This window comes from Desulfocurvus sp. (genome assembly GCF_023230885.1).
Taxonomy (GTDB): Bacteria; Desulfobacterota; Desulfovibrionia; order Desulfovibrionales; family Desulfovibrionaceae; genus Desulfocurvus.
In genome coordinates this window covers 1-14,715 of sequence record NZ_JALNWM010000065.1, presented here as the reverse complement: position 1 = coordinate 14,715, position 14,715 = coordinate 1, and the positions used below count along the sequence as shown (strand labels likewise).

General features: G+C 69.4%; 11 protein-coding genes. 8 read left to right on the top strand and 3 right to left on the bottom strand.

All coding sequences use genetic code 11. From position 1 onward, the window contains the following. Window positions 1–462 (top strand): ATP-binding protein (locus M0P34_RS06510; RefSeq protein ID WP_291497624.1); only part of this gene is annotated, 462 nt, incomplete at its 5' end. Window positions 463–481: 19 nt separating this feature from the next. Continuing rightward, on the top strand, window positions 482–1,174 hold the full coding sequence (locus tag M0P34_RS06505; RefSeq protein ID WP_291497622.1) for a response regulator transcription factor: 693 nt from the start codon (window positions 482–484) through the stop codon (window positions 1,172–1,174). Between the two features lie 41 nt (window positions 1,175–1,215). Here the strand turns inward: M0P34_RS06505 and M0P34_RS06500 are convergent, their stop codons facing one another. From M0P34_RS06500 to M0P34_RS06490, 3 genes are all read right to left on the bottom strand, one after another. Then, window positions 1,216–4,446: a PAS domain S-box protein gene (locus M0P34_RS06500; RefSeq protein ID WP_291497619.1), complete on the bottom strand. Its 3,231-nt coding sequence runs from the start codon at window positions 4,444–4,446 to the stop codon at window positions 1,216–1,218. Between the two features lie 263 nt (window positions 4,447–4,709). Further along, a complete protein-coding gene (locus M0P34_RS06495) occupies window positions 4,710–5,450 on the bottom strand; it encodes an ATP-binding protein (protein WP_291497617.1) in 741 nt (246 codons plus the stop codon). Between the two features lie 99 nt (window positions 5,451–5,549). Next, window positions 5,550–6,692 (bottom strand): PAS domain S-box protein, encoded by a 1,143-nt coding sequence (locus M0P34_RS06490; protein ID WP_291497615.1) that lies wholly within the window; start codon window positions 6,690–6,692, stop codon window positions 5,550–5,552. A gap of 266 nt (window positions 6,693–6,958) precedes the next feature. Here M0P34_RS06490 and rfbC point away from each other — a divergent pair, with 266 nt between their 5' ends. From rfbC to qrcD, 6 genes are all read left to right on the top strand, one after another. Next, on the top strand, window positions 6,959–7,564 hold the full coding sequence (gene rfbC / locus M0P34_RS06485; protein WP_291497613.1) for a dTDP-4-dehydrorhamnose 3,5-epimerase: 606 nt from the start codon (window positions 6,959–6,961) through the stop codon (window positions 7,562–7,564). Further along, complete coding sequence (locus tag M0P34_RS06480) at window positions 7,561–9,027, top strand: mannose-1-phosphate guanylyltransferase/mannose-6-phosphate isomerase (RefSeq protein WP_291497610.1); 1,467 nt, start codon at window positions 7,561–7,563, stop codon at window positions 9,025–9,027. Before rfbC ends, M0P34_RS06480 begins: the two co-directional genes overlap by 4 nt. An 816-nt stretch (window positions 9,028–9,843) precedes the next feature. Continuing rightward, window positions 9,844–10,446, top strand: coding sequence for a menaquinone reductase multiheme cytochrome c subunit QrcA (gene qrcA / locus M0P34_RS06475; protein WP_291497609.1), 603 nt, complete (start codon window positions 9,844–9,846; stop codon window positions 10,444–10,446). 18 nt (window positions 10,447–10,464) lie between these two features. Continuing rightward, on the top strand, window positions 10,465–12,501 hold the full coding sequence (gene qrcB / locus M0P34_RS06470; protein ID WP_291497607.1) for a menaquinone reductase molybdopterin-binding-like subunit QrcB: 2,037 nt from the start codon (window positions 10,465–10,467) through the stop codon (window positions 12,499–12,501). A gap of 16 nt (window positions 12,502–12,517) precedes the next feature. Continuing rightward, complete coding sequence (locus M0P34_RS06465) at window positions 12,518–13,321, top strand: 4Fe-4S dicluster domain-containing protein (RefSeq protein ID WP_291497605.1); 804 nt, start codon at window positions 12,518–12,520, stop codon at window positions 13,319–13,321. Further along, window positions 13,314–14,600: a menaquinone reductase integral membrane subunit QrcD gene (qrcD, locus tag M0P34_RS06460; RefSeq protein WP_291497603.1), complete on the top strand. Its 1,287-nt coding sequence runs from the start codon at window positions 13,314–13,316 to the stop codon at window positions 14,598–14,600. The genes M0P34_RS06465 and qrcD overlap by 8 nt, the downstream gene beginning before the upstream one ends. Window positions 14,601–14,715: the final 115 nt, after the last annotated feature.

Sequence of the window (14,715 nt, the reverse complement as noted above, 5' to 3'; positions counted from 1 at the left end):
GAATTGAGCGTCGAGGTGCAGCGCATATCCAACGACCTCATGCCCTCGCTGCTGGACCCGTTGGGGCTGGATGAAACCCTGCTCTGGTTCAAGGAAAGGATGGAGGATCTGTACCAGCTTGAGGTGGACTACCAGCAGCTCGGCCTGGGCGGATGCTCCCTGCCCAAGCAACTGGAGGTGGTCATCTTCCGCGTGGTGCAGGAAGGGCTGAACAATATCGTCAAGCACGCCCGGGCAAGCCGGGTCAGGCTGCGGATCATCTACAGCTACCCCAAGATCGTCATCGCCATTCAGGACGACGGGGTGGGTTTTTCCTGCGCGGCGCCACGAATGGGGCTGGGGCTGCGCTTCATGCGCCAGCGTGTCGCCGAGGTGGGCGGCACGTTGCGGATAAGTTCTCAGCCCGGCCAGGGCGCGACCCTGCGGCTGGAAATTCCCTTCTATCCGGATGTGCAGACATGAACGGAAAAAGATTCAGGTGATGCTGGTGGACGACCACGCGCTGATCCGCAAGGGGCTGCGTGCCATGCTGGAGGCCGAGGACGACATCGAGGTGCTCTGCGAGGCGGAGAGCGGCCTGGATGCCTTGCGCCTGTTCCGTCAAAAGAACCCGGATATCACGATTCTGGACATCGCGCTGCCGGATTACAGCGGGCTGCAAATCGCCACCCAGCTCATCGATATCGCCAGGAAAGGTCAAGTCCAGAGCCGGGTCATTATATTGTCCATGCACAGCAAGGAAAATCTGGTCAACCAGGCCTTGCAGTCCGGCGTATATGGCTATGTGCTCAAGAGCTCCCCCTCCTTGGAGATTCTGGAAGCCGTCTGCAGTGTCTATCTGGGGCGCCATTATTGCTGCCCCCGGGTCAACAGCCTGATCATCCCGGAGTACATCCGCCAGCGGAACAGACAGGGCGAGGGGGAGGCATACAACCTGCTCACCCCTCGTGAGCAGGAAATATTCCGCCTGCTGGTGGAGGGCCGGTCCAACGTCGAGATCGCGGTGCTGCTGTGCATAAGCGACAAGACCGTCCAGCGCCACCGGGCGAACCTCATGGCCAAGCTCGGTGTCGGCAGCTACCGGGAGCTATTGCATTACGGAATAAAAATCGGGCTGTTCGAAGCCGTGGACACTGTCCCGGACGAACCCAGCCAAAGGCTTTCCGGAGCCTGAGCCGCCGGGGCCGCCCCGGGGCGCGGCCCCGCCGTTCCGGTTCAGCCCCGGGCCCCGCCCAGGGCCGTTTCCACGGCGTGGGCCAGTTCGTCCGGGTCCACGGGCTTGGAGACGTAGCCGTCCATGCCCGCCGCCAGGAAGGCTTCCTTGTCGCCGGCCATGGCATAGGCCGTCATGGCGACGATGGGCACGGCCCGGGCGGCCTCCCCGGCCCGGCCCTCGCGGATGGCCCGGGTGGCCTCCACTCCGTCCATCACCGGCATCTGCACGTCCATGAGCACGAGGTCGAAGGGGTCGTCGCGCAGGGCGGCCAGGGCCTGGCTGCCGTCGCCGACCACCGTGGGCCGGGCGCCGGCCTTTTCCAGCATCCGCGCCGCCGCCAGCCCGTTGACCCGGTCGTCCTCGGCCACGAGCACCCGCGCGCCGCCCAGGCCCGGACCGGGGCCGGGCGCCTGGGGCGGGACCTGCGCGGCGGGCTGCGTGTGGGCCTGGAAGGTGCAGCAGAAGAGCATGGTCGTGCCCGCGCCGGGCTCGCTGTCCACGGCGATGCTGCCGCCCATGAGCTCCACCAGCCGCTTGCAGATGACCAGCCCCAGCCCGGCGCCCTGGTAGCGGCGCGTGAAGCCCTCGCTGACCTGGGAGAAGGGCTTGAACAGCCGCGCGATGTCCTCCCCGGGGATGCCGATGCCCGTGTCGGCGACGGAGAAGAGCACCCGGAGCTGGCCCGGGCCGCGCGGCGGCAGGCTGTATGCCTCCAGGGTCACCTTCCCGGCGGTGGTGAATTTGAAGGCGTTGCCAAGCAGGTTCATCAGCACCTGCATCAGGCGCACCTCGTCGCCGACCACCGTCTCGGGTACGTCGTCCCCGACGTGGCAGATGAACTCCAGGCCCGACTGGCGCGCCAGGGGCCGGAAGATGCCCTTGAGCTGGTCCAGGGTGGCGGCCAGGGAGAAGGGCTTGGCCTGGATGCTCAGCTTGCCCGCCTCCACGCGCGAGAGGTCCAGGATGTCGGAGAGCAGGCGGGTCAGGCGCGTGCAGGACTGCTTGGCCAGCTCCACATACTCGCCCTGTTCGGCCTCCAGGGCGGTGGACTCCAGGAGCTGGAGCATGCCCATGAGCCCGTTCAGGGGTGTGCGGATCTCGTGGCTCATGTTGGCCAGGAATTCCGACTTGGCCTGGCTTGCGGCCTCGGCGGCCTCCTTGGCCTGGAGCATCTCCCGTTCCGCCCGCTTGCGGGCGGTGATATCCTGCGCCGCGCCCAGGATGCCGATGGGCACGCCGTCGTCGCCCCGGATGACCGCCGTGGACAGGCTGATCTCCACCCGCGAGCCGTTCTTGTGCCTGCGCGTCAGCTCCAGGCCGACCAGCCGCTCCCCGGCCAGGGCCCTGGCGCGCAGCAGGGTGAACTCCGGCTGTTCGTCCGGACCGATGATGGGCAGCGGCGTGCCCAGCACCTCGTCCGTACGCCAGCCGAAGATGCGTTCCGCCGAGGCGTTCCAGGACAAAACGCAGCCCTCCAGGTCCATGGAGTAGAGCGCCACGGGCGAGCAGGCGACGATGGCCCGCTGGAAATCCTCGCTGCGGCGCAAAAGCTCCTGGGCCTGGCGCCGCTCGGTCACGTCGATGACGCAGGAATGCAGGACCTGGCGGCCCTGCATGGCCACAGGCCCGCTGTGCACCTCCACGTCGCGGGTTTCACCGTTGGCCAGGCGGTGGCGGAAGAAATAGCGGCCCCGGCCCTCGCTGCTGGTCCGGTCCATGATCTTGCGGAGTTCCCGGGGCGGCAGGGTGTTGATGTCCACCACGTTCATCGCCATGAGCTCGTCGCGGCTCCAGCCGTAGTAGGCGCTGGCGGAGTGGTTGGCCTCGGCGATGCGCCCGGTTTCCGGGTCCAGCAGCAGCATGACCACGCTGCTGTCCATGAACAGCGCGCGGAAAAGGCTCTCGCTCTCCTGCAGGGCCAGGCTCGCGGTCTTGGCCGCGGTGATGTCTTCCAGAAAGCCCACGGTGCGCGGGGGCAGGTTGTCCGCCGCCGCCAGGCGGAAGGCCCTGGCGCTGACCCAGCGCTCCCCGCCCCGGGTGGCGCAGACGCGCATTTCCATGTCGAAGGGGGTGCCGTCCTTGTGCAGCCGTTCGGTGGCCCGCTCCACGCGCTCGCGGTCGTCGGGGTGCACCATGTCGAGGAAGGACCCGGGTTCGTCGTAGAGGGTCTGGGTGCTTTTGCCGGAAAGGTCCTCGTAGGCCGGGCTGACGTAGATGATCCCCCCGGTCTCCAGGTCGCGCATCCAGAACACATGGCGGATGTTTTCCACCAGATGGCGGAACATGTCCCGGTTGCGCGCGAGCTGGTCGGCGTTGCGGCGGCTGTCCTGCAGGGCCGCGGCCAGCCGGGCGTTCAGGCGCAGGGTCAGGTGGTAGTGGATGGCCAGCGCGGCCAGGATGGCGCAGGCCAGGGCCGCGCCCGTCAGGGCAATCACCCGTGCGGCCGTCCAGAACGGCCGGGGCCTGCCGTACCAGCGCTCCACCAGCTCCGGATACTGCGGCGAGGAGGTGAACCGGCGCACGGCTGCGTCCAGCCGCGCGGCCAGTTCCTGGTCGCCGGCGGCCAGGGCCAGGCGCCGTTTGTACTCCGTTCCGGGTCCGTCCACGAAATCGACCAGGTTGTCCACCCCCGCCTGGGAGGTCAGGTGGGCCAGTTCGTAGCGCCCGGCCATAACGGCGTCCACGTTGCCGGAGAGCAGGTCCAGGATGTAGTGCTGCGGGCTGGTGTATTCGCGTATCCAGACCTCGGGCACATGCCTGAGGGGCTCGGGGATGAGGCTGCCGCGCAGGATGGCCAGGGTCCGGCCGCGCAGGTCGGCGGGCTCCCGGATGGTCTTGTCGTTGGCCCGGACCATGAGGCAGGATGGGGATACGAAGATGGGCGAGGTGAAGACGAAGTGGCGCTTGCGCTCCGGGGTGGCTGTCATCCCGGCCATGAAGGCGGCCCGGCCTTCGAGCACGTCGCGCTGGGCCTCGGCCCAGTCGTCGGCCACCAGGAACGTCACCCGCAGCCCGGCCAGTTCGGCGATGGCCCGGGTGGCGTCCACGGCGAAGCCGTGCGGCAGGTTGTCCGGGCCGACGGAGAAGAAGGGCGCCATGCTCCTGAGCACCACCGCCCGCACCTCGGGGAGCTGGGGGGCGGGCGGGGGCTGCTGGCCGGAAGCCGGGCCCGGCAGGGCCGCCAGCAGCAGGATCAGGATCGTGGCCGCGTAGCGCATTCCGATCTCCACGGATGGGTTGCGGGCATTTTGTCCCGGCGGCGCCCCGTGCGGGGAGCCGCCGGGCGGTGACGATTCCGGGCCTCCCCGCCGGTTTTGTCCGGCGCCGCGCCCGCTCCAGGGCGGCCGCGGGCCCGGAAAGGCCCGTGTCCGATATAGCATACCCGGGCGGGGGCCGCCACCGTCGCGGGCAAAAAAACCGGCCCCGGGCGCCCGGGCGTGAAAAAAGGCGCCCGGGGGCGCCTTCGCGGGATGCCTGGCGTGGTGGCCCCGGCTCAGCCGGGCAGCTCCACATTGACCCAGAAGTGTACCGTGGTCCCTCCGCCCATTTCGCTTTCCACGGTGATGATGCCGCCCATGAGGGTCACCAGGCGCTTGACGATGCCCAGGCCCAGGCCCGTGCCCTCGTATTTGCGGTTCTTGGCCCAGTTGAGCTGCACGAAGGGGTCGAAGATGGTGTCCAGCTGCTCGGCGGGGATGCCGATGCCCGTGTCGGTGACCGTGAACAGCAGCCGTGCCTGCCGGGGGTCCGCGCCCTTGCGCAGGATCTGGGCCCGCACGCGCACGCTGCCCTGGTGGGTGAACTTCACGGCGTTGCCCACCAGGTTGAAGAGGATCTGGCGCACGCGCCCCTCGTCGCCGATGACGGTGTCGGGGACTGCGGCGTCCACGTCGTAGCCCACGTCCAGGCCCTTGCGCAGGCTCTGCTCGCGGAAGGTGTTGCACACGGTGCGCACGGTGTGGCGCAGGCGGAAGGGGCGGCGCGAGAGCACGATCTTGTCGGCCTGGAGCTTGGAGAAGTCCAGGATGTCGTTGATGATGGCCAAAAGGCCCTCGCCCGCCTGCAGGGCGGTCTGGATGCAGTCGCGCTGCTCGGCGTCGAGGTCGGTGTCCAGCAGGACGTCGAGCATGCCCAGCACGCCGTTCAGGGGCGAGCGCAGCTCGTGGCTCATGTTGGCCAGGAACTCGTCCTTCATCTTGGTGGCGTTCTCGGCCAGGTCGCGGGCGCGGCGCATGGCCTCCTCGGAGCGCTTGCGCCCGGTGATGTCCGTGGCGACCTCGATGGCCCCGGCCAGGGAGCCGTCGGGGGCGAAGGACGGATAGCCCTTGACCAGTCATGTCCGCCCGCCCTCGCCCTCCACCTCGGCCTCTACGGGCGTGCCCAGGCGCAGGGCCTGGTCCACCGGGCAGGGGCTGGCGGTGCAGGATTTCTTGTAGCCGTGCCAGACGGCGTAGCAGCGCCTGCCGCGCAGGTCCTTGGGCTCCCCGCCCGCCAGGGCGCGGGCCGCGCGGTTGGCCCACAGGATGCGCTTGTCCGTGGTCTGGTAGAGCACGCACTCGGAGATGGTGTCCAGGATGAGCTTCTTTTCGTGCTCCGAGGCGCGCAGGGCGTTCTCGGCGGCCTTGCGCTCGGTGATGTCCATGCCCGTTTCCCACGCGGCCCAGCCGGGCAGGGGGCTGTCCCCGGAGATGCGCGTCCACAGGATGGTTTTGACGCTGCCGTCGGCGGCGGCGGTTTCGGCCTCCCAGCCCGCGAAGTCGCTGGCGTCGCTGTGCAGCTTTTCGATGTGCCTGCGGTAGTCGGGGTCGGGGAAGAGCAGGGCGCGGGCCCCGGGATTGCCGATGATTTCCGCCGCCCCGTAGCCCAGCACGCGCTCGCACTCGCGGTTCCAGAACACATAGTTGCCCTGGGCGTCGTGGGCGTGGATGAGCACGGGCAGGCGCTCCACCAGCTGGCGCAGGCGCTGTTCGCTTTCCCTTGTGGCGGCTTCGGTGCGCTTGCGGGCGGTGATGTCGTGCAGCACGCAGACGAAGCCCCGCGGCGTGCCGTCGGCTTCGGTCAGGACGCTGGTGGTCAGGTCGACCCACAGGCTCGACCCGTCCTTGCGCACCAGCTTCCTTTCGTCGCGCAGGGGGGCCGCTTCGCCCTGGCGCACCGCGTCCGCCAGGGTCCGGTGTGCGGACTCGGGATGGATCACGGCGGCGGCGGGCAGCCCCAGCAGCTCCTGGCGGCCGTAGCCGACCATGCCCAGGAAGGTCTGGTTGGCCGCGGTGATGACGCCCTCGACGTTCTGGATGGCGATGCCCGAGGCGGCGTTTTCGAAGATGGCCCGGAACTGGTCCAGGCGGTGGACCAGGTCGGTGTTCTCCGCCTCGAACCGGGAGCGCAGGGCTTCCAGCTCGGCGTTTTTGGCGTCGAGCTCGGCCCTGAGCCGGGCGATTTCGCCCTGCTGGTCCTGTTCTGTGTCGATGGCCACGTCTTGCTCCGCCCGGTTCCCGCCGGTTCCCGAGCTGGCGGGATTGCGATTCGTGGGCCGAAGCTTCCTGGATTGGCGAGGAATTGTCAACGCTTTTGGCCGCGCGGGACGCGGCTGGGCGCGGCCCCGGGCGCAGGCCGGGGAGGGGGGCGCGGCGGCGCGGTTGTTGTCTGCGCGGGCAAAGGCTGGTAGATGAGCCGTGACCGCATCGACCGCACCCTGGGCGCCCGGCCCCGGGCGGCCGGACGGGCAAGGAGGGCGACACGGTGCAGGTGCGGACCACGAGCATCCCGGGACTGCTGGTCCTGACCCCGAAGGTCTTCGAGGACCGCCGGGGTTTCTTCATGGAAACCTACAGCCGCAAGGCGCTGGCCGAATGCGGCGTGGCCTGTGATTTCGTGCAGGACAACCATGCCCTGTCCCGGGCCCGGGGCGTGCTGCGCGGGCTGCATTTCCAGGGGCCGCCCTCGGCCCAGGCCAAGCTGGTGCGCGTTTCGCGCGGGGCGGTCTACGACGTGGCCGTGGACCTGCGCGTGGGCTCCCCGGCCTACGGCGCCTGGCACGCCGAGACCATCAGCGCCGACAACCGCGCGCAGATGTTCATCCCGGCGGGCTGCGCCCACGGCTACCTGACCCTGGCCCCGGACACCGAATTCCAGTACAAGGTCGACGCCTACTACGACCCCGTGCGCGACGCGGGCATCCTGTGGAACGACCCCGACCTGGGCATCCCCTGGCCCGAGGCCGCCCCCGTGCTCTCCGACAAGGACAAGACCCTGCCGCGCCTGGCCGATTTCGTCTCGCCCTTCGTTTTCGGCGCCCCGGGCGCCGGGCCGGGCGGGGCCACCCCCAACCCCGAGGAGGGGCGATGACCAGCGACTCCACCGCCCGGGCCCTGCAAGGCTGCCAGGCCCTGATCCTGGCCGGGGGCTCCGGCACCCGGCTATGGCCCTATTCGCGCACCCTGCTGCCCAAGCAGCTCCTGGCGCTCACCGGCGCGAGCACCATGCTCCAGCAGACCGCCGCCCGGGCGCTGGAAGTCTTCGACCCCGCCGACGTGTGGGTGGTGACCAACGAGGAGCAGTTCTTCGAGGTGCGCGGACAGGTGGCCGGGGTGCATCCGGGCCTGGAGGCCCAGGTGCTGGCCGAGCCCATGCGCCGCAATACCCTGCCCGCCATCCTGCTGGGCATGGAGCGCGCCGCCGCGCGCGACCCCGAGGCGCTGGTGGCCGTGTTTCCCTCGGATCACCTGATCCACAAGCCCGGGGTCTGGCGCGAGGCCCTGGGGCGCGGCGCGGCCCTGGCCCGCCAGGGCTGGTTCGTGACCTTCGGCGTCGTGCCCGACAAACCCGAAACGGGCTATGGCTACATCGAGCGCGGGGCGGACCTGGGCCAGGACTGCTTCGAGGTCGCCCGCTTCGTGGAAAAGCCCGATCTGGCCACGGCCCGCCGGTTCCTTTCCGGCGGCGCGCACTACTGGAACAGCGGCATGTTCGTTTTCCAGGTGCGGGCCTTCCTGGAGGCCGTGGAGCGCTTCCAGCCCGAGCTGGCGGCCTGGTGGGCGGCGCGCGGCAGCCAGCCCCTGGCCCGGGGCTACGCGGCCCTGCCCGACGTTTCCGTGGACTACGGCATCATGGAGCACGTCGCGCGCCAGGCCGTGGTGCGCGCCGACTTCGGCTGGGACGACCTGGGCAGCTGGGAGGCCCTGTACCGCCTGGGCGCCAAGGACGCCGGGGGCAACGTGGTCCAGGGCGACGTGCTGGCCATGGACTGCCGGGACAGCCTGCTGCTCTCGCGCGGGGGCAAGCTCGCCGCCGTGGAGGTCGACGGGCTCATCGTGGTCCAGACCCGCGACGCGACGCTCATCTGCCCCAAGGACAAGGTCCAGCGCGTCAAGGACGTGGTCGAGCGCCTGCGCGAGGAGCAGAGCAGGCTGGTGGAGGCCCATGTCACCGTGCGCCGCCCCTGGGGCAGCTACACGGTGCTGGAGGAGGGGCCGCACTACAAGATCAAGCGTATCGAGGTCCTGCCCGGGGCGTGGCTGTCGCTGCAAAAGCACCACCACCGCAGCGAGCACTGGGTGGTCATCTCCGGCACGGCCCAGGTGCGCGTGGACGACCGCGAGATCCTGCTCTACGAGAACCAGTCCGTGGACATCCCCAAGACGGCCCTGCACCGCCTGGGCAACCCCGGCAAGGTGCCCGTGGAAATCATCGAGATCCAGTCCGGGCCGTACCTGGAGGAAGACGACATCGTGCGCTTCGACGACGTGTACGGCCGGGCCGGGGACCCCGGGGCCGGGGATGACGCGGGCGCGCCGCCCGCCGAGGGCTGAGCGCCGCCCCCGGCGGGGCCGGGCCGTCGCCCGGGCCGGCTCGCGGGACGCCTGCGGCCGGGCCTCCCGCGCTGGCCCGGCCGCAGGCTGGCGCCGTTCAGGGTATCTCCCCCGGGGATGGTGGCGGCCGCCGGGCCCGCACGCAGACGGGCCCCGCGCCGGGCTGTGCCGCAAGCTGCGGCCCGTGGCCGCCGGGCCCGCACCCAGGGGGGGCGCCGCCGCGCAGGGGCTCCCGGGCCGCACTCAGACGGGCGCCGCCGCGCAAGGTCGCCCGGGCGGCCCGCCGGGTGAGGGCCGCCCCCTGGCTGGGCTTCGCGCCCAGGCCGCCCGCGCCGCCGCGCCCCGCGCCCAGGCCGCCCGCGCCGCCGCGCAGGGAATCCCGGGCCGCACCCAGACGGGTGCCGCCGCGCAGGGGCTCCCGGGCGGCCTATGCGGGCCCTGCGGCCCGCAGGGCGGGTGCATTCTGGAACATGCGCGGCGCCGGAGGTGTTTTTTCCGCGCCCGGCCCGCGTGCCGGGTCGGGGGTCGGGCGCCGTTTTTCCTCCGGAAATGGAGGACAATTCTGGGAAATCAGGTTCGTGAATTATTTCATTAAGCCTTGACACGCTTGGGCTGACATGCCTAGAACTGCTGCGTCTCCCTGAGGCTTTTTTTGGTCGTGAACCCCGCAGAACGCGTCGTCCGGCATCTCTCGGCCGGACGGGCAGACGTGTTCCAGCGGGGTCGTGGTAAGGGCCCAAGGGCCGCCGGTCCCGGGAGGGATGCCGGAGCGGGCGCCCGGAGAGCAACTCTTTTACAAGGATGAGGCGAGAGCACATGGTGAAGAAAACTTCAGGAAGCGGAGGAGCGTTGCCCTTTTTCATCGGGTTCGTGGCAATCCTCCTCGTGGGCTGGTGGTGGTTCCCCCGGGTGCTGTTCAGCGTCGAGCAACAGCCCCTGCGGTTCAGCCACCTGGTCCATGTGGACGACGCCGGAATGGCCTGCGAGGACTGTCACTATCTCAACGAGGACGGCTCCTTCAGCGGGCTGCCCTCGACCGAGTCCTGCGCCGAGTGCCACACCGAGGCCATGGGTGAAGACCCGGAAGAGCAGCGGTTCATCGACGAGTACGTCAACGAGGGGAAGGAAGTTCCGTGGCTGATCTACCAGGACCAGCCTGACAACGTGTTCTTCTCCCACGCGGCCCACGCCGCGCAGGACTGCACCACCTGCCACCCCGACGTGGGCGGCAGCGACACCCCGCCCCTGCACTACCGCAACAAGCTGACCGACTACTCCAACGGTGGCTACAGGATCGTGTTCGGCAGGGGAGTGGGCGTGGACCCGGCTTACAGCCGCGGGACCATGAAGATGTGGGAATGCGAGCGCTGCCATGCCGAAAACGGCCAGAGCAACGCCTGCTACGTCTGTCATCGCTAGCAACGAGGTGGCGAAGTCATGAATAGAAGAACCTTCCTGAGTTTTGCCGCCGGTGCCGGGGCGGGGCTGATGATCACCCCCATCCCCTGGAAACTGACGGACGACATCTCCATCTGGACCCAGAACTGGAAGTGGAACCCCAAGGTTCCCAAGCGCAACGTGTTTTTCGCCGAGATGGCCTCCAAGCTCGACCCCGCCGGGACGGGCGTGCGCGTGGCCCTGGTGGACGGCGTACCCGTGGGCCTGGCCTCCAGCCAGGACCATCCGCTGTCCGGCGGCGGCGTGTCGGCCCTGGCCGCCGCCGAGGTCGGCCTGCTCATGAGCCCGGCGCGCGTGCGCCAGCCCCTGGTGCGCACCGAGGCGGGGCTTGCGCCCATCTCCTGGAGCGACGCCGAGGCCCTGCTGGCCGAGAAGCTCGGCCGGGCCGAAGGTGACGTGGCCATGATCAGCGGCGACGACACCGGCACCGCCAACGAGGTCTTCGCGGCCCTGATGCACAGGCTCTCCGGCTCCTTCTACATGATGCCCGGCGAGGCCCAGAGCGCCCATAAGGCCCTGGAGAAGCTGGGCGGCGAAGGCCACCTGGCCTACGACATCGAAGGCGCCGACTATGTGCTGCTGCTTGGCGCCGACGCTCTGGAAAGCTCCGGAACCGCCGTGCGCAACGCCCGGGCCTTCTCCCAGAGCCACCCCTCGGGCCAGCCCGCCACGGCCAAATACGTCTACGCCGGTCCGGTGCTGAACAACACCGCCGTTGTCTGCGACCAGTGGATCCAGGCCCGCCCCGGCGCCGCCGCGTCCGTGGCCCTGGGCCTGGCCCACGCGCTCATGGAGCGCGGCGCCACCGCCCGGGCCAATGGCCTGGACGCCTTCCGCCGCGACGTGGCCGCCAACTACAGCCCCGCGCGCATCGAGCGCGAGACGGGCGTGCGCGCCGACACCCTGCGCAAGCTGGCCGCCGAGCTGGCCGCCGCCAAGCGCCCGCTGGTCATCGCCGGGTCGGAGTTCGGCCAGGGCGCTGGCGCCCGGGCCCTGATGGCCGCCCTGGGCCTGAACGCCATGCTCGGGCGCATCAATGTGGCCGGGGGCGTGAAGATCGTGCCCGAGGCCCCGGCCGTGGTGCAGGGCGCCGGCTCCGCCGCCAGCCGCTACAGCGCCGACCTGGTGCCCTTCCTGAAGAAGCTGGCCGAGGGCAAGGCCAGCGCGGGCGTGCTGATGGTCTACGACGCCAACCCGGCCTACGCCCTGCCCCAGGCCGAGCTGATGGCCCAGGCCGTGCGCCGCGCGGGCTTCACCGTGAGCTTCTCCAGCTTCATGGATGAAACCGCCGAGCTGGCCGACCTCGTGCTGCCCAGCAGCATGGCCCTGGAGCGCTACGACGACGTGTACACCCCCTACGGCGCCGGGCAGGCGGTCTACAGCCTGAACCGGCCCCTGGCGCGTCCGGCCTTCGACACCCGCGCCACGGCCGACGTGCTGCTCTCCGTGGCCCGCAGGCTGGACATCGACCTCGGCTACCTCGCGTTCAAGGACGTTTTGCGGGCCAAGGCCGAGGCTCTGGGCGCCGACTGGAAGGCCCTTGGGCGCGGCGCGGTCTGGACCAGCGCGGCCACCACGGAGCTTGTGCCCGACCTGAGCGCCGCCGCGGCCCCCGCGCCGCGCGCCCAGGGCGAGGGCCTGCTGGCCCTGGCCCCGGTGGCCAAGCACAACCTGGGCTCGGCCAAGGTGGCCCTGCCGCCGCTTTGCGCCGCCACCGTGCGCGGCAGCGACCTCATGGTCCAGATGAACGCCAAGACCGCGCGCCAGAGCGGCGTGGCCGAGGGCCAGGCCGTGCGCCTGAGCGGCCCCGGCGGGGAGATGACGGCCAGGGTCCACATCACCGAGAAGGTCATGACCGGCGTCGTCGCCGCGCCCCTGGGCTTCGGCCACACGGCGTGGGACGAGTACAGCCGGGGCCTGGGCGACAACGCCTACAAGGTCCTGGCTGCGGCCGATGACCCCGAGACCGGCCTGTCCGTGTGGTCCGACACCCGGGTGAACATCGCCACCGCCTAAGAAGAGGGTAAGCAATATGTCCACTTTCCAAGACTTCCCGATCAGATGGGGCATGGTCATCGACATCGACAAATGCACGGGCTGCGGCGCGTGTGTGGTGGCCTGCAACAAGGAAAACAACATCGCGCCGCAGGAAAACCAGTTGCAGCGCATCGCGGGCAAGGGCTTCCCCACCCGCTTCAAGAAGATCGAGTGGCTGACCATCTATGAGTTGACCGACGGCAGCGACACGGCCTACCTGCCCCGCCCGTGCATGCAGTGCGGGATGCCCTCGTGCGTGTCGGTCTGCCCGGCCATCGCCACCGACAAGAACGAGAACGGCGGCATCGTGAGCCAGATCTATCCGCGCTGCTTCGGCTGCCGGTATTGCATGGCCTCGTGCCCCTACCACGCCCGCGTGTTCAACTGGGACCAGCCCGTGTGGCCCGAGGGCATGGAGAAGCAGCTGACCCCGCACACCTCGGTGCGCTCGCGCGGCGTGGTGGAGAAATGCTCGTTTTGCCACCATCGCCTGATGTACGCCAAGGACGCGGCGCGCGTGGCCGGCGAGGATCCCGAGAAGCTGCCCGACGGCGCCTATGTGCCCGCGTGCGGCGAGGTGTGCCCCACTGGCGCCATCACCTTCGGCGACGTGAAGAACCCCGAGCACGCCGTCTACGAGCTGGTCCGCAGCCCGTATACCTTCCGGCTGCTGGAGCGCCTGGGCACCGACCCGCAGGTCTACTACATGAGCAAGCGCGCCTGGGTCCGCCTGCAGGGCGACAACTACCTGGCCAATGAAGAAGCCCAAGCGGGCGAGGGAGGGGCTCATCATGGATAGAGCACTGTGGCCTGAGGGAGTCGAGCGCTGCTCGCTCGGCAAATTCCTGCTGTGGCTCGGCGCGTGCGGGGTCGTCTTCGCCCTGGGCGCTTACGAGGCCATCATGATCCTGTTCCCGGACGGCCTGGCGCGCACCGCGCTGGACAACTACTTCGGGTTCGGCCTGTGGATCACCTTCGACTTGGCGGTCATCGCCCTGGGCGCGGGCGCCTTCTTCACCGGCCTGCTCAAGTACATCCTGGACATCAAGGAGCTGGAGAAGATCGTCAACCTGACGGTCATCATCGGCTTCCTCTGCTACTCCGGAGCCATGCTGATCCTGGCCCTGGACGTGGGCCAGCCGCTGCGCTCCTGGTTCGGCTTCTGGCATCCCAACGTCCACTCCATGCTGACGGAAGTGATGTTCTGCATCACCTGCTACCTCATGGTGCTGACTCTGGAGTTCGTCCCGAACATCCTTGAGAACCGCAAGCTGAACCAGATTCCGCTGCTGCACAACATCGCGCACAACTTCCACTATGTGATGCCGCTCATCGCGGGCATCGGCGCGTTCCTGTCCACGTTCCACCAGGGCTCCCTGGGCGGCATGTACGGCGTGCTCTTCGGCCGTCCGTACATCCTGCGCGACGGGTTCTTCATCTGGCCGTGGACGTTCTTCCTGTTCGTGCTCTCCGCCGTGGGCTCCGGCCCGTGCTTCTCCGTGCTGGTGGTCAAGCTCATGGAGCTGCTCACCGGCAAGACGCTGGTGGACTGGAACGTGAAGCGCCTGATGTGCAAGATCGCGGGTACCATGCTCACGCTGTACGTCTTCCTGAAGATCCTGGACACCTGGGCCTGGGCCACGGACGTTCTGCCGCGTTCCGGCCTGACCTGGGACCAGATGTTCAACAGCGAGCTGGGCTACGGCGTGGGTCTGTTGTGGGCCGAGATCGGCCTGGGCGGCATCCTTCCGGCGATCCTGCTCATGGTGCCCAAGTTCCGCAACACCCCCGCGCTGCTTTACACCGGCGCCATCCTGTCCTGCGTGGGCGTGACCATCAACCGCTATGTGTTCACTGTCCAGGCCCTGGCCATCCCGGTCATGCCCTTCGACAAGTGGTACGACTACGTTCCCAACTGGGCCGAGTGGGGGCCGTCGCTGATGGTCGTCGCCTACGGCTTCATCGTGACCTCCCTGGCCTACCGCTACCTGCCTGTGTTCCCGCAGGAGGTGGCCCTGAACGCCAAGCCCGCTCCGGCGGCGCCCTCGGCTCCCGCCGAGGCCGAACAGCCCGCCTAGGGTCGCAAGGCGAATCCATGTGCTCCAGGGGCCCGGCCATTGGCCGGGCCCCTTTGCGTTGGCCGCCGGTGCCGCTGGCCTTTTCCGCGGCGAGGGGGGGCTTGAGCCGCGTCCG

Bases quoted from the DNA above. Each gene is read 5' to 3' on its own strand.
- M0P34_RS06505 (WP_291497622.1), top strand. From the start codon at position 482: ATGCTGGTGGACGACCACGCGCTGATCCGCAAGGGGCTGCGTGCCATG.
- M0P34_RS06495 (WP_291497617.1), bottom strand. From the start codon at position 5,450: ATGCGCCGCGCCCGCGACCTGGCCGAGAACGCCACCAAGATGAAGGAC.
- M0P34_RS06480 (WP_291497610.1), top strand. From the start codon at position 7,561: ATGACCAGCGACTCCACCGCCCGGGCCCTGCAAGGCTGCCAGGCCCTG.
- qrcA (WP_291497609.1), top strand. From the start codon at position 9,844: ATGGTGAAGAAAACTTCAGGAAGCGGAGGAGCGTTGCCCTTTTTCATC.
- qrcB (WP_291497607.1), top strand. From the start codon at position 10,465: ATGAATAGAAGAACCTTCCTGAGTTTTGCCGCCGGTGCCGGGGCGGGG.
- M0P34_RS06465 (WP_291497605.1), top strand. From the start codon at position 12,518: ATGTCCACTTTCCAAGACTTCCCGATCAGATGGGGCATGGTCATCGAC.
- qrcD (WP_291497603.1), top strand. From the start codon at position 13,314: ATGGATAGAGCACTGTGGCCTGAGGGAGTCGAGCGCTGCTCGCTCGGC.